The 16,450-nt window shown below is 44.3% G+C and carries 21 protein-coding genes; 1 reads left to right on the top strand and 20 read right to left on the bottom strand.

Annotation, left to right across the window (positions count from 1 at the left end; genetic code table 11):
* The first annotated feature begins 27 nt into the window (after positions 1-27).
* The gene (locus tag PO830_RS06735) at positions 28-1,848 is read left to right on the top strand and encodes a lysophospholipid acyltransferase family protein (protein ID WP_272852772.1); all 1,821 of its coding nucleotides are present in this window, start codon (positions 28-30) and stop codon (positions 1,846-1,848) included.
* On the opposite strand, the gene PO830_RS06730 is transcribed toward PO830_RS06735, so the two are convergent.
* The 20 genes from PO830_RS06730 to serS form a co-directional block, all read right to left on the bottom strand.
* Complete coding sequence (locus tag PO830_RS06730; RefSeq protein WP_272852771.1) at positions 1,849-2,364, bottom strand: DUF6265 family protein; 516 nt, start codon at positions 2,362-2,364, stop codon at positions 1,849-1,851. It abuts the gene before it with no gap.
* Positions 2,361-2,573: a YgaP family membrane protein gene (locus tag PO830_RS06725; protein ID WP_272852770.1), complete on the bottom strand. Its 213-nt coding sequence runs from the start codon at positions 2,571-2,573 to the stop codon at positions 2,361-2,363. The genes PO830_RS06730 and PO830_RS06725 overlap by 4 nt, the downstream gene beginning before the upstream one ends.
* A 5-nt stretch (positions 2,574-2,578) precedes the next feature.
* Positions 2,579-4,081: a vanadium-dependent haloperoxidase gene (locus tag PO830_RS06720; RefSeq protein WP_272852769.1), complete on the bottom strand. Its 1,503-nt coding sequence runs from the start codon at positions 4,079-4,081 to the stop codon at positions 2,579-2,581.
* Positions 4,082-4,151: 70 nt separating this feature from the next.
* Complete coding sequence (locus PO830_RS06715; protein WP_272852768.1) at positions 4,152-4,859, bottom strand: flavodoxin family protein; 708 nt, start codon at positions 4,857-4,859, stop codon at positions 4,152-4,154.
* Positions 4,860-4,872: 13 nt separating this feature from the next.
* Positions 4,873-5,844: an MBL fold metallo-hydrolase gene (locus tag PO830_RS06710; protein ID WP_272852767.1), complete on the bottom strand. Its 972-nt coding sequence runs from the start codon at positions 5,842-5,844 to the stop codon at positions 4,873-4,875.
* Positions 5,826-6,290, bottom strand: a complete 465-nt coding sequence (locus PO830_RS06705) for a Na(+)-translocating NADH-quinone reductase subunit F (protein ID WP_272852766.1) — start codon at positions 6,288-6,290, stop codon at positions 5,826-5,828. The genes PO830_RS06710 and PO830_RS06705 overlap by 19 nt, the downstream gene beginning before the upstream one ends.
* A 34-nt stretch (positions 6,291-6,324) precedes the next feature.
* Positions 6,325-6,747: an arsenate reductase ArsC gene (locus tag PO830_RS06700; RefSeq protein ID WP_272852765.1), complete on the bottom strand. Its 423-nt coding sequence runs from the start codon at positions 6,745-6,747 to the stop codon at positions 6,325-6,327.
* Positions 6,744-7,220, bottom strand: a complete 477-nt coding sequence (locus PO830_RS06695) for a GNAT family N-acetyltransferase (RefSeq protein WP_272852764.1) — start codon at positions 7,218-7,220, stop codon at positions 6,744-6,746. Before PO830_RS06695 ends, PO830_RS06700 begins: the two co-directional genes overlap by 4 nt.
* 9 nt (positions 7,221-7,229) lie before the next feature.
* Positions 7,230-7,718 carry a DUF6428 family protein gene (locus PO830_RS06690; RefSeq protein WP_272852763.1) on the bottom strand — a complete coding sequence of 163 codons (489 nt, stop codon included), beginning with the start codon at positions 7,716-7,718 and terminating at the stop codon, positions 7,230-7,232.
* 10 nt (positions 7,719-7,728) lie between these two features.
* The gene (locus tag PO830_RS06685) at positions 7,729-8,055 is read right to left on the bottom strand and encodes an ArsR/SmtB family transcription factor (RefSeq protein WP_272852762.1); all 327 of its coding nucleotides are present in this window, start codon (positions 8,053-8,055) and stop codon (positions 7,729-7,731) included.
* A 90-nt stretch (positions 8,056-8,145) separates the two neighbouring features.
* Positions 8,146-8,547 (bottom strand): TM2 domain-containing protein, encoded by a 402-nt coding sequence (locus PO830_RS06680; RefSeq protein ID WP_272852761.1) that lies wholly within the window; start codon positions 8,545-8,547, stop codon positions 8,146-8,148.
* A 56-nt stretch (positions 8,548-8,603) separates the two neighbouring features.
* Positions 8,604-9,014, bottom strand: a complete 411-nt coding sequence (locus PO830_RS06675; protein WP_272852760.1) for a VOC family protein — start codon at positions 9,012-9,014, stop codon at positions 8,604-8,606.
* A 19-nt stretch (positions 9,015-9,033) separates the two neighbouring features.
* The gene (locus PO830_RS06670; RefSeq protein ID WP_272852759.1) at positions 9,034-9,978 is read right to left on the bottom strand and encodes a 2-hydroxyacid dehydrogenase; all 945 of its coding nucleotides are present in this window, start codon (positions 9,976-9,978) and stop codon (positions 9,034-9,036) included.
* Positions 9,979-9,981: 3 nt separating this feature from the next.
* Complete coding sequence (locus PO830_RS06665; protein WP_272852758.1) at positions 9,982-10,347, bottom strand: cupin domain-containing protein; 366 nt, start codon at positions 10,345-10,347, stop codon at positions 9,982-9,984.
* A complete protein-coding gene (locus PO830_RS06660; RefSeq protein WP_272852757.1) occupies positions 10,348-10,737 on the bottom strand; it encodes an acyl-CoA thioesterase in 390 nt (129 codons plus the stop codon).
* Entirely contained in the window at positions 10,734-12,083 is a 1,350-nt protein-coding gene (gene mgtE / locus PO830_RS06655; RefSeq protein ID WP_272852756.1) for a magnesium transporter, read from the bottom strand. The genes PO830_RS06660 and mgtE overlap by 4 nt, the downstream gene beginning before the upstream one ends.
* Positions 12,061-12,855 carry a 16S rRNA (adenine(1518)-N(6)/adenine(1519)-N(6))-dimethyltransferase RsmA gene (gene rsmA, locus PO830_RS06650; protein WP_272852755.1) on the bottom strand — a complete coding sequence of 265 codons (795 nt, stop codon included), beginning with the start codon at positions 12,853-12,855 and terminating at the stop codon, positions 12,061-12,063. Before rsmA ends, mgtE begins: the two co-directional genes overlap by 23 nt.
* The gene (locus PO830_RS06645; protein WP_272852754.1) at positions 12,855-13,163 is read right to left on the bottom strand and encodes a DUF4286 family protein; all 309 of its coding nucleotides are present in this window, start codon (positions 13,161-13,163) and stop codon (positions 12,855-12,857) included. Before PO830_RS06645 ends, rsmA begins: the two co-directional genes overlap by 1 nt.
* 160 nt (positions 13,164-13,323) lie before the next feature.
* Positions 13,324-15,102, bottom strand: coding sequence for a tetratricopeptide repeat protein (locus PO830_RS06640; protein ID WP_272852753.1), 1,779 nt, complete (start codon positions 15,100-15,102; stop codon positions 13,324-13,326).
* 67 nt (positions 15,103-15,169) lie between these two features.
* The gene (gene serS / locus PO830_RS06635) at positions 15,170-16,441 is read right to left on the bottom strand and encodes a serine--tRNA ligase (RefSeq protein WP_272852752.1); all 1,272 of its coding nucleotides are present in this window, start codon (positions 16,439-16,441) and stop codon (positions 15,170-15,172) included.
* Between the last annotated feature and the right edge of the window lie 9 nt (positions 16,442-16,450).

Genomic DNA, 16,450 nt, shown 5'->3' with positions numbered 1-16,450 from the left:
TTGTACTTCACTTAATTGAGAACGTACATGGGATTAGTTAATGCCAAGGAAGTAGCCAAGGCCATTCACGTTGATAACCTCGGCTTTTTGGGAACTTTTATGGGATGGTCCTTAATGAAAGTCCTAAATATTTCCACGCTCAATTCCATTTATAATAAGCATAAGCATTTAACCGACTTAGAATTCATCAATGCTTTGATGGATGAGTTCGAGATAAATTTCGAAATTCCCGAGGAAGATCTCAAGAGAATTCCTAAAACCGGCCCGTTCATTACCATTAGCAATCACCCCTTGGGCGGGATTGATGGGATGTTGTTGTTAAAACTTTTGTTGGAACGCCGCCCCGATTTTAAGATCATTGCAAATTTTCTGTTACACCGTATAGAACCCTTAAAGCCATTCATACTTCCGGTCAATCCTTTCGAAAACCACAAGGATGCGAAGTCCAGTATAACGGGTTTTAAGACGGCCTTAGCGCATTTGCGCGAAGAGCACCCACTAGGGCTCTTTCCGGCAGGCGAAGTTTCTACCTATCGCGATGAGAAATTATTGGTGGATAAACCATGGGAGGTTTCGGCTATGAAACTGATTCAGAAGGCAGAAGTTCCTGTGGTGCCTATTTATTTTCACGCCAAGAATAGTAAGATGTTTTACCGTTTGGCTAAGTTTAATGATACGCTGCGTACCGCAAAGTTGCCTTCGGAATTATTGACTCAGAAAGAACGGCTCATTAAAGTGCGCATCGGAAATCCCATTTCAGTAAAAGACCAACAAGAGCATGAAGGCTTGGATAATTTCACCGAGTTCCTTCGGAAGAAAACCTACGTGCTCGCGAATCCCTTTCAGAAGAAAAAATTGCTGGAAACCCTTCCAGGTAATCTAAAGATCCCAAAACCTCCGAAGAAAATTGCCGGTCCGGTGTCGCTAGAAGCCATGGAAGGCGAAATAGAGGCCCTAAGAACTTCCAATAAACGTTTACTCGTTAGCAAGAATTACGAGGTGTTCCTGGCCTCCGCAGAGCGCATTCCGCAGATTCTACACGAAATTGGAAGGCTTCGGGAAATAACCTTTCGGGAAGTAGGCGAGGGAACCAACAACTCGCTCGACCTGGATAAGTTTGATACGTATTACCACCATATGTTTCTATGGGATAATGATGCAAAATGTCTCGCCGGTGCGTATCGGATGGGCTTAGGGTCAAAAATATTTGAACAATTCGGGATCGACGGATTTTATTTACAAAGTTTGTTTCGTTTTGAACCCGAATTGCACGATATGATGAGCAAATCGATTGAAATGGGACGCGCGTTCATTATTAAGGAATATCAGCAACGCCCAATGCCGTTGTTTTTGCTCTGGAAGGGGATTGTTCATACCACGCTTCGCTTTCCGGAACATCGCTTCCTCATTGGTGGAGTGAGTATTAGTAATAAGTTTTCTGAATTCAGTAAGAGTTTGATGATTGAATTCATGAAATCAAATTATTACGATCCCTATGTGGCGCAATACATTACTCCGAAAAAAGAGTACAAGGTAAAGCTGAAGGACGCGGATAAAGATTTTATTTTCGACGAAAGTGAAGCGGATTTGAACAAATTCGATAAACTTATTGATGAGGTAGAGCCTGGGTCGTTACGTTTACCCGTATTGATCAAAAAGTATATTAAGCAAAATGCAAAGGTGGTCGCCTTTAACGTAGATCCTTTGTTCAATAATGCGGTAGACGGATTGATGTACATTCGAATTGCAGATCTTCCGGAAAGTACGGTAAAACCGGTCATGGAAGAATTTCAGGCAGAATTGGAGGAAAAATATGCGAACGGTGGGGGTACTTCCGAAGAAGAATAACTAAAGCGCTACCCGTTGGTAGCTAAATTTCATTTCTGATGTTTTTCCGCCCTCCTCAAAGACCACATAAATGTTGAGGTGGTTGTCGTCTACCTTTTCAAAAGTAAAACCACTGAAATAAACTTTATTAGGTGTCACTTCAACAAGTTTCCAGGTGATTTTATCTTCTTTGTCTTCCCAGCCATCTAAATTTGGATGAAAGTGTTTGAGGCGCAACTGTAGGGTTTCGTTTTCTTCCGTTAGTGTTACAAATTCATAGAATACCACTTCATTATTCACCGTCAGTTTGAAGGAACACATCATGCTGCCTCCTATTGCGGGCGTCCATGTCTCTTCAATAATACCACCCATGGCTTCGCCTTTCCAATAGCCTGAGAGCCAGCTTAGGTCTTCCAAGCTACCTTGGGCCGGAGCTTGGTTTTCTTCCAAAAACTTGGTGTTGGGAAAGGTATCTTGTCCGTAACTCAATGACAGCGATAGAAAAAGAAATAGCCCGATGCCTAATGCACGACTCATTTGGAAGATTTAACGGGGCATGTATTGATTCCGAAGAGCACGTAAAACGGACAAAAACCGATTATACCCGAAAGCGCAATGGTTCCAGATAATACCAATAAGATAATGCCTGCAACCCCCGTTACCGTTTCGGTAAAAAAGAGGGTTGCAAGCGTTATGGAAACGCAGATGCGAATGATTAAATCCACAGTACCTACGTTTTTTTTCATACGATCTATTTAGAGGCGACCGCCGTTTTTTCTCCTACGTGTTTTAAGTAGAAGTTGTTATAAATGTAGCGCGCGCAATCGCGACCTAATTGTAAGCCTGCTTGATTGTCGGCTTGTATATGATATCCGCCTAATACGCGTGATTGTCCTGCAAGTTCAGCCGTTTCTGTAAAGGTGGGAAATTCGATTACCACGGTGCCCATATCAACATCCGGTTCGGTGAGCCATCCTGGTTTTAGTTCCACGCTAGAGCCAAACTCATCACTTCCTGTCCAAAGCTTCAGGGCTTCTGCACAGCCTCCGCTGATGGTACTGTGACCCGAGGTGTAACTCGGAAATGGAGGACATAAGAAAGTGTCTGGAGAATACGGTCTCCATTCGCCACCATCCATATCTACCATTCCTTTTCCGGGACCTGCCCATGCTTTAATGACCTGGTCCTGGTAATAATCATGTACCAGAGCGTAGGGACGCGCAAAGTCGTAGTACATTTTTGAGTCCCAAGAGGCAATAAAGGTATCCATTGCAACTACCTGGTTTAGGAAGAACATTTTAACATCTTCATCTAGGGTGTGATTATCACGTTTGGACACTTCTTGAGCGAATTTAAGCCAGTGGCCGGCTTGCTGCACCGATTGCGGACCGTCGCGCATAAATTCAACCAAGGCAATTTCTTCGGGAGTAAGATTCGCTTGAAGTTCAATGACTTCCTTTACTTCTTCTTCCAGTTGTTTAGAGCCGATGGCGGGTGGTGGTCCCGGGCGGAATTGATCTCCCGATTCTAGCGCGAGCGGCTCCACCTTATTCCAGAATGGTGTCAAACAAGAAGGAGCAAATTTACCTCCTTTTCCGTCTGAGAAATACTTTGGTTGCCATTTGGAAATTTCATTCATCTCATCGGGAGAATTTACCGGTTGGTACCCAGTATAATCGAAATAAGGTTCTCCATTCGACCCCTCTTCTTCTCCGTACATATTAGAACCGTCATTCTTTCGTGCTTCGATGACAGCCTTTGCGGCCAGATTTCCAATTCCTTCCGGAGTGGAAGGGTCCAAGGAAGTATTCATAGGATCAAGTCCGAGATCGATCATCTTTTGCTTAAACAACAAAGAGTCGGTGTAATAGTATTCATTCATGGCACGATATGCCGCATAGCTAATAGCAATTTCTTTGTTTTTAAGGGTTTGCTCTTCACTTGGACGGCGGTCTACATTTTCTAAATAAACCGGGATCGCATTTTCATCATAACGCGACCAGGCATCAAATACGGAAGTGAAGATAAGGCCCAAATAGCGGGAAGTAATGGTTGGGCGTGGTTTAAAGCGATCGGTATCCAGCGCGGTCGCCTCAATAGCCATGGCACTCCATTGGTAGGCCATGTTTTCAACACCTCTTGGTTCGTTCGTTTCATTGACGGCCAGGTCTTCCTGATCCGTTTTTTTTGCGTCCTTACAGCCAATCAACAGTAAGCCGACCGCAGCAAGGGTTACAATATTCTTCAGATTCATAAATAACTAGTGTAATGGTTGTTGGGGGCAAGGTATGAATTTGTACTGAGATGTTAAAGAAAACTTAAAACTATCTATACTCCGGATTGTCGAAATTCCAACGTGTCCCATCGTCCCAATCAGACCGTGAATTTCCGTAGGCTGGATACCCTTCATTGTTGTGCAGTAGCTGCGCTAAATGAAGCAGATTATAGGTCATAAAGGTCGTATTCCGATTCGTGAAATCATTGTCTTTGGCTTTACTTTCCGGATCGTTATAACTAGGTCCCGGACCGGCTTCTCCAATCCAACCACAATCTGCTTGGGGTGGAATGCTGTAACCGATGTGCTGTAAGGCGTAGAGTGTCCCCATAGCAACGTGTTTGATGCCATCTTCATTTCCTGTGATGATGCAACCACCTACCTTTCCGTAGAAATAATATTGACCTTTATTGTTCCGTTTTCCGCTTTCTCCATAAAGACGTTCAATGAGTTTCGTTGCTACCGAAGATTTCTCACCGAGCCAAATGGGGGTGCCTATCACCAAAATATCTGCTGCTTGCACTTTTTCCCAGAGTTTGGGCCACATATCTTTTTCGGCACCGTGTTCTGTCATATCATGATAGACTCCATAGGCGACTTCATGGTCTACAAAACGGAGATATTCTACAGAAACATTCTCAGCCTTCATAATATCCATCGAAACATTCATCAAGGCTTCGGTATGGCTCATTCTGGGACTCGCTTTTAGGGTGCAATTGATATAGAGCGCGTTGAGATTAGAAAAATTTGGTTTCATCGGGTAGTGTTTTTTACAAGGGAATCTTCATACTCTTCCGTGCGATGCGAAAACCGTTTGAGATTACGTAGTTAGAAGCATCGCTATTCGGATCGAGCAACGGATTAGTGTGATTCAAGTGAATGAAATGAATTTTGTTTTTTTCTGAATCTGAAGCGTCTTCAAAGCGTTTCATGGTTTCTATTACAAACGGATGCGGAATTTGAGAGATATCCCTGTTGTTGATCTCTTCCGCATTGTAGAAGGTCGCATCGAGAAACGCGATGTCAACCTCTGAAACTTTCGCATTGATGTGGGTAGACCAGCGTTCCCATTTATCAATATCCGGAATAAAGAGTACAGAAGTGTTGGGCCCTTCGACGGTATATGCAACAGTTTCTGAAAATTCATCCCGATGTGGAACAAGGTGGGGTGTTATCTTGAGTTGAGGTGTTAGTTGAACAGCTACTTCGGCGGTCATGGGGACCAACCGGATATTTTCTTCAGCAACCAACTGACTCCAAGGTCCGTTTTCTTCTAAGAAACGTTGCATCTTTGGCATCACGTATACCGGAATTTTGGTGGCATTAGTGGCCTCTTTTCCCAAAAATTGGAGTCCGCTGTAGTGCCCAATATGCGCATGAGTTAACAGAATCCCGTTGGGAAGGGGAGCATTCGTTTTAATTTCTTGCTGCAATTCCCTGTTTTGTAAGATGATATCTGGTGTGGCTTCTAACAGAAATGTTTGGCCTGTGACAGGGTCAACGATGCCGAGGGAAGTTACTTGTTTTTTCAATGTTGGGTCTGAAAAGCGTTTGGTACAGCAGCTTTTTTGACATCCAATTTGCGGGGCGCCGGCATCCTGTGCCGTCCCAAGTACGATGAGATAGGGGTCATATGACTTGAGTGCTTTTGCATTTTGGGCTGTAAGATGGGTAAGCCCTCCCAGAGTGCAGAGTACCGTGAGGCACCAACGAATCCATCTAACTATACTTTGAGGGTACATTTTGTAGGTACTGACTTATTTTTCGGAAGGTAGTCTAATAAAACGGAAATATCCAACGGGTCTCGGCTTTGGTCGAGTTCACTTAGTTTCTGAATGGCGGCGCATAAGCCCTTAAAATGAACGTGTTTGTCGGTCGCGTTCACATAATTCTTTGTACTGAAATGCAAGGGAAGCTGGTACCCGCAGCCCTCTAAAAACGCGGCTTCTATTTCCAGAAGCTCTTGTGGGGAATACCCGTGGTATCGTTTCCCTAGCAGTTGATGAACGCGGCCTACATAATTGAGCTGTGTGTCCCCGTGATGGTCAGAAAAATGGCTCCAGAAATCGTTTTGATCACAGAGGGTTCCCACTGCGCATTGGCGCGAACATTCGGGATGCAACTTGCTCGAATGAAATGCCCGGTAGAGCTTTTCTATAGCAGTCTGAAAACGTTCTGTAGTAGGCATGTCACAATTTTGTATTAAGGTACAAAATTTATGTTCAACCCGCTAGATGTTCGCTAACAAAAGCGGTGCAATAGGCTTTGATTTCATTCCTGGTTTTTTGAAAAGCAGCCTGACGTTCGTCCTCACTTCCCGATTTTTTGGAAGGGTCCTCGAAATTCTGATGCAGTCGAACCGCCTTTGGAGCCGGGATAAACGGACAGTTTTCGTTAGCGTGATCGCAAACCGTAATGATAAAATCCCAGGAAATGTCTTGGTACTCATCTACATGATTTGAGGTGTGATCCGAGATGTCTATCCCATCTTCCTTCATGATGGCAACCGCATTCTGGTTAAGTCCGTGTGTCTCTATCCCCGCAGAGAAAACCTTCGCCTTACCGGGAGTCATTTGAGCGAGGTAGCCGTGGGCCATCTGACTTCTACAACTGTTTCCGGTGCACAGTACTAAAATGTTTTTCATTGTATTTGATTTCTGTATTCCAGTAATATATTATCGTGCCACTTACCATGGCGTTGCGCAATATTTTTTCGTCTACCCACCTCTCGGTACCCACAATTGAGATGCAATTGAAGACTCGCTTTATTTTCCGGAAAGATATGCGCTTGCAACGTCCAATATCCATGGGCTTCGGCATCCTGAAGCAGCTGCATGAGCAATTGTTTTCCATAGCCTTTTCCGCGAAATGAAGCGCCAATATATAGAGTGCTTTCAGCCACTCCGCTATACACTTTCCGTTTGGAAACCGCCGATATTGCACACCAACCTGCTACCGTATTATTTACTTCAGCCACCCAGCGACACACAGGAAGAAATTTTTCATTCCACTCCTTCCAGGTGGGTACGGTCACCTCGAAGGTAGCGACACCCGTATCCAGTCCTTCCTGATAGATGGAAGCAACCGCGGGAAAGTGCGCTTCGGTAAGGGGACGCATGATCATTTGTTAACAGCAACCCGATCCGGGTGCACAGGCATTTTCGGTCGCGGGAGCTGCTGATGCTGGAATACCGCAAGCCTCTTCGGCTTTACAAGCCACAGGTTGCACGCCTAAGATCACATCCATGTGCTGCGTTCCGGTTTCTACGGAATGAATAAATAATTGCGCTGTGTGGAACTGATCGTTTCCATATTCAATTTTCACTTCAGAGCTGCCATCAATAGGGCGCATTTGGTGTACCCGCGCGAGAATACTATAGAATTTTGCCGTCGACATAAATTCTGTTTTTTCTTCTTCCGAAGGACTCTCCCAGAGCTGTAGTACGGTTTCATTCCACGAATCGGTCCCAGCGCCACAATCTACAGAATCGATTTGTAGATGTTTTACTTCTGTAAGGTGGTAATTGGCGCCTACCCAGTGCCCGGGTTGGTACTGAAAGCGCAACGCGTGGTTTGGGTGTTCCGCTAGTAATGTCATAAAATCATTGGTCTTCATACATAATAAGTTAACAACAGTCGGCTACGACCGTTTGATGAAAAAATGCGTTTAACAGTTCCTGAAACTCTTCAAAGCGTTCTCTGTTGAGACAATAACACAATCGTTTTCCCTCAAAGGTTCCTTTTAAAAGTCCGGCTTTTCGAATTACCTGTAAGTGTTGCGAAATAGTAGGTTGTGAAAGTCCGATCTCATCCACAATATCTCCGCAGATACAATTTTTTTGATTGGCGATATACTCTAAAATGGCGACTCGTGCGGGATGAGCCAGCACCTTCGCTATTTCTGCGATTAGTTGCTGCTGTTCGTTGTGGATCGAAAGTTTAGAGGCGCCCATAAAGTAAGATAATTATAATATTGCAATATTACGATAATAATACAAAATAAAAAAGCTCTCTGATGTTTTTCATCGGAAAGCTCTTTATGTTTAGAACCAGGGTTTTTTCCCTACCTGATAGGTATTGTAGAATTCCTCGTCTGATTTGGTTAGATAAATGATCCCCTCGATAAGCCCTACAATTCCTGTGGCGATATAGAGAAATATTCCAATGACCAAACAAGACGTAGCGATCCCAACAAGGGTTCCCACTAATAAAATGATGCCTTCTTTGTTGTACCCTAAGATAAATTTGTGTACTCCAAAAGCGCCTAAGAAAATACCTAAAAGCCCTGCTAAGAGCTTCTTGTTTTCTCCCGTATTTTGTGTGGCTTGATTCCACCCTTCCTTAAATTCTTGAGCGGTAGATTTCGCTTCTTCTTTAAAGTTTCCGGTGGCGTCGTCGTTTTTTTTAGTACTGTCGTACCCTCCGGTGTTGTTTTCTTCTGACATGGTTGAAAGTTAATTTAGTTGAGGGTTAAATGTATAAATTTTTTACCATTCAGGTTTCATTGTGAAATTTCTGGATCATTATCCTCTAAAAACTTGCGATCTATCGGTTCCCAAAGTTCAATTTTATTCCCTTCCGGGTCTAAGATCCAACCAAACTTTCCGTAGTCGTATTCTTCTATCTCACCAACGATGGTTACCCCTTCTTTTTTCAATTGTTGCAACAGCCCTTTTAGGTCAGCCACTCTAAAATTCATCATGAATTCTTTTTCACTGGGTTTGAAGTAGGGGGTGTCTTCTTTAAACGGACTCCATTGCGTACTGCACTTATTTCCGTTTTTATCCTGCCACCAGAAGGTGCATCCATAGGCATCGGTGTTCAAACCCAATCGGTCTTTGTACCATTCTTTGATGGCATTGGGGTCTTTGGTCTTAAAGAAAAACCCTCCTAAGCCAGTTACTCTTTTCATATCGTTACGTTTTCTTCTGTTATGCTTGCTGCGGAAAGGCAGCTACGATTTTCTCTACTAAAGTCTCTGCTAATTTTTGCTTGCTTTCAACGGTCCATCCGGCTACATGCGGACTCAATAGTACCTGCTCCATCTGAAGCAATTCCTGTAAAGCTTCTGGCATGTTCTCCTCGAACAGCGATTCGAAAGAACTCTTTTCGTATTCCAACACGTCCAGTCCGGCGCCTAAAATGCGCTTTTCATGTAACGCCTGTACCAAATCAGCCGTGACCACACTTTTACCGCGAGCGGTGTTTATGAACCAAAAGGGTTTTTTAAAGGCCGAGATGAATTCGGCATTTACCATCTTATTGGTTTCTGGGGTCCAGGGGGTGTGTAAGCTCACAACATCTGCCATGTCGTGTAATGTGCTTAATGAAACCTGAGTCGCATTGCTATCGCCTACACCCTCTTGAATGTCGTAACAGAGCACTGTACAATTAAAGCCTTTAAGTTTCTGAGCAAAGGCTTTGCCCATATTTCCATATCCAATAAGTCCCACTGTTTTTCCATCTAATTCGATACCTCGATTTGCCTCACGAAGCCATTGGCCTGCGCGTACTTCACGATCGGCCTTATGTAGCTTATTGAAGAGCGACAAAAGCATCCCCAGAGCGTGTTCTCCTACGGCATTTCTGTTCCCTTCGGGTGCTGAAAATAACGTGACCCCCTTTTCTTCGGCATAGGAAACATCAATACTGTCAAGTCCGGCGCCGACACGAGCAATAAATTTCAACTGACTCGCAGCTTCTAGAAATGCGGCATCTATTGGAAACCTACTTCGAATGACAATGCCATGATGGTGATGAATTTCCTTGAGAATCTCTTCCTTTGAAGCGTCGTAGGCTGCTATATTTTTAAACCCGGCTTCGGCCAGTCCGTCCCAGAGACGCGGGTGATTGGTGTCGATGTGAACTACCTGCATCATTTAAATTTTCGGATACTCAGTTTGTGTCTTTTCATGCTGAACGGATCCCGTGTGTTTGGTGTGCTGTTTTTCAAATAATAATACCCACACCTCTTCTCCATTCTTCGTTTTAGGGCAATGAGAAACTCCTTTCGGAACCACAATCAATTCACCGGGCTGAACGATCTCGACCCGATCTTCAAAGTGCATTTCCAACACACCTTTCTGCACAAGAAACAATTCGTCTTCGGCTTCATGGGCATGCCAAACAAATTCATCCTTTAGCTTTGCCAGAAGTACGTGCATATCATCTACCGTTGCGATTTGATGCGGATGCCACTGGGCGGTAAAAGACGCAAACTTTTTCTGAATGTTGATACTTTTCATTTACAAAAACAAGGTACGTATTTCTTCTGGAATTCTTGCAGGTCGTTGTGAATCAAGGGCCACATAACACCAGAGGGTATGTGCGGTGATTAACGTCTTTTGATCTTCTTTTCGTACAATCGAGTAGTGCCGCTCACTTTTTACACCTTCTACGGTTGTTACCCAAGTAGTGAGCAATAGTTCTTCTCCTTCAAAAGAGGGATGATGATACGCAATATGGTGTTCCAGAACCACCCAGAAGAATTTTTCCGTCACTTCCTTCGGTGCTTCCCGAAACCAGTGACGTTCTGCGAGTTCAATACACCATTCCAAATAGGTAATATTGTTTACATGCCCATTGGCGTCAATGGCATTGGCAGGTACGGTCTTTGTTTCAGAATAGGGCTTCAAAATCCTAAGATCAGCTTGGAAATATAGAAGAAAATCAAGATACCGAAAATATCGTTGCTTGTCGTAATAAACGGTCCTGTAGCAATGGCAGGATCAATGCCTCGCTTGTCTAAGATGATAGGCACAAAGGTCCCAATAATGGCTGCAATGATAATGACGATGAGTAGTGAAGCAGCGATGGCCAAACTTACTTGGGTAGGTTTATCAATAATTTCATTCACCCCAATAATCAATGCGCCAAGGGCTACCCCGTTGATGAGACTTAGCCCAATTTCTTTCATGAATCGGTTAAACAAGCTACCTTTTACATTGTCATTCGCCAATCCCTGAACGATAATAGCACTCGATTGTACCCCCACATTACCAGCCATCGCAGCGATCAGCGGGGTGTAAAAGAAGAGAATTTCATATTTTGCCAGTGCTGTATCGAAGCCTTCCATGATAAAAACGGCGCCCAAGCCACCAAAAAGACCTAATACCAACCAAGGCAGGCGTGCTCGTGTAAGCTGCCAAATGCTGTCATCGGCTTCCACATCTTGCGAAATACCCGCAGCCATTTGATAATCTTTTTCAGCCTCGTCCTTTATAAAATCAACGATATCGTCAATGGTAATACGCCCCATCAAAATCCCTTGTTCGTTCACCACCGGAATGGCTTCCAGGTCATACTTTTGCATAATTCGGGCTACTTCTTCATTTTCGGTATGTACGGTGACATAATCTACTTTTGGGATGTAGACATCGCTAATATGCGCTTTCTCCCCGGCCGTAAGCAGATCTTTTAAGGAAAGTCTCCCTTTTAAGCGGCCTTGCTTATCGGTCACGTAAATAGAGTGTACTCGAGTGACATTCTTGGCTTGGCGACGCATTTCGCGAACGCAGCCCGCCACGGTCCAGGTTTCTTTGACTTGCACCAGCTCTTTTGCCATGAGCGCTCCGGCAGTGTCTTCATCGTACTTGAGAAGTTCTACAATGTCGGCTGCCAGCTCTTTGTCATTGATGGCACCAATCACCTCTTTTTGGACGTCTTCATCCAATTCGGCTACCACATCGGCGGCGTCATCGGTGTCCATTTCTCCTAATTCGGCAGCAATTTCCGAAGGAGATAAACGACTTAGAATCTTCTCTCTACTATCATCGTCCAGCTCAATGAGCGCTTCGGAAGTAATATCACTCTCCAGCAACTTGATGATGTAGGTAGCGTCTTCAGAAGTAAGCTCTTCCAGCATCTCTGCGATGTCGGCGAAGTGCCATTCGGCCAAGAGTTCACGCAGTGCCAACCCATCTTTTTTCTCGATGAGTTGCTCGACATTTTCTAGAAAATCATCCGTTAGTTGAAAGGCCATCGTTAGCTATCTTTTGCGTGAGCGCAATGAATTCTGGTACCGAAAGTTGTTCGGGTCGTTGTCCAAAGATAGCATCTTCTTTTAGTTCTGCGGAAAGATTGAAGGCTTTTAAACTATTTCTTAACGTTTTTCGACGTTGCTGAAAAGCTGTTTTTACCACCTTAAAAAATAACGGTTCCGAAACGGGGAGTGTCCACTCTTTTTTCCGTCGCAATCGCAACACCCCGCTGTCCACCTTCGGAGGTGGAGAAAAGGCTCCGGGTTTTACGGTAAACAGGTATTCGGTATCATAAAACGCTTGCACGAGCACCGAGAGAATACCATAGGTTTTTGATCCTTCGGAAGCGCAAATGCGTTGGGCCACTTCTTTTTGAAACATGCCGGTAAATTCAGGTACTTGTGCACGGTGTTCCAATGCCTTAAATACGATTTGAGAGGAAATATTGTACGGGAAATTACCCGTAATGGCAAAGGCTTCCGAAGCATAGATCGTTTCCAACGGAAACTTTAAAAAATCAGCTTCCAGCACCGTAAGTCGCTCGCTCTCAAAATGGGCTTCTAAAAAGGCAACCGACTCGGTATCGACATCCATTGCGGTTAGCTGTAGTTTCTTTTCCAGTAGAAATTGCGTGAGTACTCCCATGCCCGGTCCTATTTCCAGCACCTGCTCATACCCTTCTAAGGTCAGGGTATCTGCAATGCGTTTGGCGATACCAGTATCGTGGAGAAAATGTTGTCCTAAATGCTTCTTGGGGCGTACGCGATCGTTCATTATTGTTCCGTTATCACTTCTAATTCCGTTCGGAATGCTACAAATTTTCCTTCAAAAGGTTTGCTTTGAGCGCGCATTGCATTAGCATGTTCAGCATAATAGCGATCAAGCGTTGCTTTGCTATCCGTTCGGTATTGTACCGAATAGGTAATACCTCCCATCTCTTCTTCTACCTGCACGCGAGTCATAAGTGCTTTCTGAAATTTCCCAGTCGCCAGCATGGCAGGAATGTGTGTGTCTTTCATCCATTGAACCCATTCATCATGAATAGATTCTTCTATATTAATTGTTACGTTGTAGATGTACATAAGGTTTTATTTCTAGTGTGAAGTTCAAAAATGGTACCTAAGGTTGGGGTTCCAGAGTTCCTTTTCAACTGAGCATAAAAGGCGTTCTATTAGTTGTTGAGGCCCTCCAAGTACACGTATGTGCGAACAAGATACGTAAGATTTTAAAGAATAACGTATTCTAAAGCGCATCGCCCCGAAGCAGTCGGAAGCGTTTTCTGGCTTCTACGAAATAGATGCTATCCGAGAAGTCGTAGATAAGCTGTTCGTACATGGCTTTAGCCTGTTCCGGAAGATTCAAAGGTCCTTGATATAGCTTGGCTAAGAAAAAATACGCGTCGTCTGCCAAGATATCTTCTTTGTATTCGGCAATAATTTTTTGATAGTTCGTTTCGGCTTTGTCGTACTGAAAAATGCGTTCATAAAGGTGCGCTTGCTGTAACAAAGCTTCGTCTTCAATCTTTTCTCCCTTGTGCTGTGTGAGTATGTTCTCGAAGGCGGCGATCGCTGCTTGGTTTTTATTCTGAAGTGTCAGTAGATCGGCCCTTGCAAATTTTTTCAAGGCGGTTTGTGTGGAGTCTTCCAACGAGTTATCCCGAATCATCAAACTGAGTTGCATGGCGTCATTGGCAATGAGTTGGGAAGCCGATTTCTTAAGCACGTCCAACTGCGTTTGCGCCCACTCGAAATCACCTTTGTAGTAGCTGGTTTTAGCTACTTTGAAACGTGCTTCCTGCGCCAATACATCGTTCTTAACCCGTTTCTGAATTTGAGTGTAATAAATTAAGGCTTCATTAAAGCGTTCATCGAACACTAAGATATCTGCCAACTCCATTTTAACCCGTGCCTCTTGAAACGGACTCATATTCGCCTCGAGTGTTCGTTTCAGATTGGCAATGGCCTCCTCAATCTTTCCGGTTTGAAATGCCAAAAAGTGGTTGTAGTCGATTTGTAAAAGATGAGTTTCTGCCCCATTCCCATAGGTCGCAAACAGCGCCTGGAATTTTTCCTCTACCGCCTCATAGTCGGTTTCGGTTACGGTTGCTAGATCCAATTGAAGGTCGAGTTGCTTCGCCTGAAGTAGGGTGCGTTCTCCCACGCTATTGTCCAGAATGAAATCAACGACCTCTCGAGCCTCTTCATAGGCTTCGGCACTTTTCGCAATATAGGCCAAATCAAACAGGCGTGTGGTTTCACCCTCCGATCGTTTGTAGATCGCTTTTTCCTGAATCAAGGCTTTTTTAAATTCTTGCTGCTGAATAAACAACCAACTCAGCATCTGATTGTAAAAGACGCTAGGGTTCTCTTGAGACGCCTTCAGTAAGGTTTTTCGAAGGATGGTATTGGCCTCGGAAGCCGGGTCTTCTGTGATGTACATGCTGAAGGTTCGCTGCGCACGTGATTGATACTGCGGATTGGATTGAATCAAGTCCATCAATTTCAGGAACATCGCTTCTAACTTTCCTTGCTCCCCATAAATATTGGCCAACTGAATGTTGTAATTCTTGTCAGGTTGCAATTCCATCGCCCGTTCGTAGACGGTAGCGGCTTCTTCTAACAGACTGTATTCTTCAAAAGAACGCGCTACAATATACTCGTAGTTTGGTTCTTCTTCAATAGACGAAATTGCTCTTTGATAGGTCGATTGCGCTAACGAATCATTTCCCTGTAGGGCATAGTTATACCCAAGGTCAACATATAATTGGGGGTACACTCTGGGGCCTGAAAGCTTGGCTTCAAGCGCTGCCTGAGCTTTTTCAAATTCTTCAAGTTGTTGATAGGTCTTCACCAGATCGGTGAGGTAATTCAGTCGGTGCGGACTGTTTTGATACAGTTTCTCATAGATGCGTACGGCCTTCTCAAACTGTCCTTGTTCGAAATAATTCTTAGCCAGCATGTCGTTTTGCGCACACAAATTGGCACTTAAACAAAGTACTATAACAAATAATAGATTCCGCATAGCTGTAAAGATAACGAATTGAATTCGTCTCAAGTATACCAATAATTACGCCGAATTTTTTTCGCTTTTATTCAATGCGATCGAAACCGCAATACGGGCGTAGCACTTCCGGAATTTCGATTCCAGAAGGCGTTTGGTAATTTTCAAGGATGCCCGCCAAAACTCTAGGTAAGGCAAGGGCACTTCCGTTCAGGGTGTGAACAAGCTTGTTTTTCCCATCTACATCTTTGAAACGCAATTTTAATCGATTGGCTTGAAAGGTCTCAAAATTTGACACCGAAGAGATTTCTAACCAGCGGTCCTGAGCCGTTGAAAATACCTCAAAATCGTAGGTGAGTGCCGACGTAAAGCCCAGGTCACCACCGCACAGTCGAAGGATGCGATACGGAAGTTTTAAATCTCGCAAAATTTCCTTAACATGTTCCACCATTCCGTCTAAAGCTTCGTAGCTCTTATCGGGATGCTCAATACGCACGATCTCTACCTTATCGAATTGATGCAATCGATTGAGTCCGCGTACATGCGCCCCATAGCTTCCCGCTTCTCTTCGGAAACAAGGGGTATATCCTGTACAGGTAACCGGTAATTTTGTATGCGGAAGTAATTCGTCGCGAAACATATTGGTAACGGGCACCTCTGCCGTTGGAATGAGGTATAAATCGTCTGCGGTGACGTGGTACATTTGCCCTTCTTTGTCTGGTAGTTGCCCGGTTCCGAATCCACTCGCTTCATTGACCAAATGCGGCACTTGATATTCGGTATATCCGGCTTCGGTGTTCTTATCTAAAAAATAAGTGATCAGCGCGCGTTGCAAGCGAGCTCCTTTCCCCTTGTACACTGGAAATCCTGCGCCCGTAACTTTCACACCGAGTTCGAAGTCGATGAGATCGTATTTTTTTGCCAATTCCCAATGCGGCAAGGCCGTTTCTTCTAAGGTGGGGACGTCTCCCTCCCGGAACACCTCTTCGTTATCGGTTTCATCGGTTCCGGAAGGAACACTCTCGTGCGGAATATTAGGCAGGTTGTACAATTTTGACTCCAATTGGGCCACGGCATCATTCAAGCTTTCCTGTAAGGCTTTCGACCGCTCTTTTAGTTGCGTGGTTTTTTCCTTTAGCAAATTGGCTTTTTGCGTTTCTCCATTTTTAAAGAGCATGCCAATTTCTTTGGAGAACGTATTGCTTTGCGCCAGGGTTTCATCAAGGGAGGCTTGAGTACTTCGTCTTTTTTCATCAATCTCTAAGATTTCCTCCAGACTGGTTTTCGCCGATAAGCCTCTTTTTGCCAAGGCGGTTGTGTAGGCTTCCAGATGTTCGCGAATCTCGTGTACTTGTAGCATGATACGTTC

It is taken from the genome of Altibacter sp. HG106 (assembly GCF_028561755.1).
Classification (GTDB): Bacteria; Bacteroidota; Bacteroidia; order Flavobacteriales; family Flavobacteriaceae; genus DFVG01.
The sequence above is the reverse complement of the archived record's forward strand: the minus strand, read 5'-3'. Positions and strand labels throughout refer to the sequence as shown.

Excerpts from the sequence above, each read along its gene's own strand:
- PO830_RS06735 (WP_272852772.1), top strand. The coding sequence starts at position 28 with ATGGGATTAGTTAATGCCAAGGAAGTAGCCAAGGCCATTCACGTTGAT.
- PO830_RS06730 (WP_272852771.1), bottom strand. The coding sequence starts at position 2,364 with ATGAGTCGTGCATTAGGCATCGGGCTATTTCTTTTTCTATCGCTGTCA.
- PO830_RS06725 (WP_272852770.1), bottom strand. The coding sequence starts at position 2,573 with ATGAAAAAAAACGTAGGTACTGTGGATTTAATCATTCGCATCTGCGTT.
- PO830_RS06720 (WP_272852769.1), bottom strand. The coding sequence starts at position 4,081 with ATGAATCTGAAGAATATTGTAACCCTTGCTGCGGTCGGCTTACTGTTG.
- PO830_RS06715 (WP_272852768.1), bottom strand. The coding sequence starts at position 4,859 with ATGAAACCAAATTTTTCTAATCTCAACGCGCTCTATATCAATTGCACC.
- PO830_RS06710 (WP_272852767.1), bottom strand. The coding sequence starts at position 5,844 with ATGTACCCTCAAAGTATAGTTAGATGGATTCGTTGGTGCCTCACGGTA.
- PO830_RS06705 (WP_272852766.1), bottom strand. The coding sequence starts at position 6,290 with ATGCCTACTACAGAACGTTTTCAGACTGCTATAGAAAAGCTCTACCGG.
- PO830_RS06700 (WP_272852765.1), bottom strand. The coding sequence starts at position 6,747 with ATGAAAAACATTTTAGTACTGTGCACCGGAAACAGTTGTAGAAGTCAG.
- PO830_RS06695 (WP_272852764.1), bottom strand. The coding sequence starts at position 7,220 with ATGCGTCCCCTTACCGAAGCGCACTTTCCCGCGGTTGCTTCCATCTAT.
- PO830_RS06690 (WP_272852763.1), bottom strand. The coding sequence starts at position 7,718 with ATGAAGACCAATGATTTTATGACATTACTAGCGGAACACCCAAACCAC.
- PO830_RS06685 (WP_272852762.1), bottom strand. The coding sequence starts at position 8,055 with ATGGGCGCCTCTAAACTTTCGATCCACAACGAACAGCAGCAACTAATC.
- PO830_RS06680 (WP_272852761.1), bottom strand. The coding sequence starts at position 8,547 with ATGTCAGAAGAAAACAACACCGGAGGGTACGACAGTACTAAAAAAAAC.
- PO830_RS06675 (WP_272852760.1), bottom strand. The coding sequence starts at position 9,014 with ATGAAAAGAGTAACTGGCTTAGGAGGGTTTTTCTTTAAGACCAAAGAC.
- PO830_RS06670 (WP_272852759.1), bottom strand. The coding sequence starts at position 9,978 with ATGCAGGTAGTTCACATCGACACCAATCACCCGCGTCTCTGGGACGGA.
- PO830_RS06665 (WP_272852758.1), bottom strand. The coding sequence starts at position 10,347 with ATGAAAAGTATCAACATTCAGAAAAAGTTTGCGTCTTTTACCGCCCAG.
- mgtE (WP_272852756.1), bottom strand. The coding sequence starts at position 12,083 with ATGGCCTTTCAACTAACGGATGATTTTCTAGAAAATGTCGAGCAACTC.
- rsmA (WP_272852755.1), bottom strand. The coding sequence starts at position 12,855 with ATGAACGATCGCGTACGCCCCAAGAAGCATTTAGGACAACATTTTCTC.
- PO830_RS06645 (WP_272852754.1), bottom strand. The coding sequence starts at position 13,163 with ATGTACATCTACAACGTAACAATTAATATAGAAGAATCTATTCATGAT.
- PO830_RS06640 (WP_272852753.1), bottom strand. The coding sequence starts at position 15,102 with ATGCGGAATCTATTATTTGTTATAGTACTTTGTTTAAGTGCCAATTTG.
- serS (WP_272852752.1), bottom strand. The coding sequence starts at position 16,441 with ATGCTACAAGTACACGAGATTCGCGAACATCTGGAAGCCTACACAACC.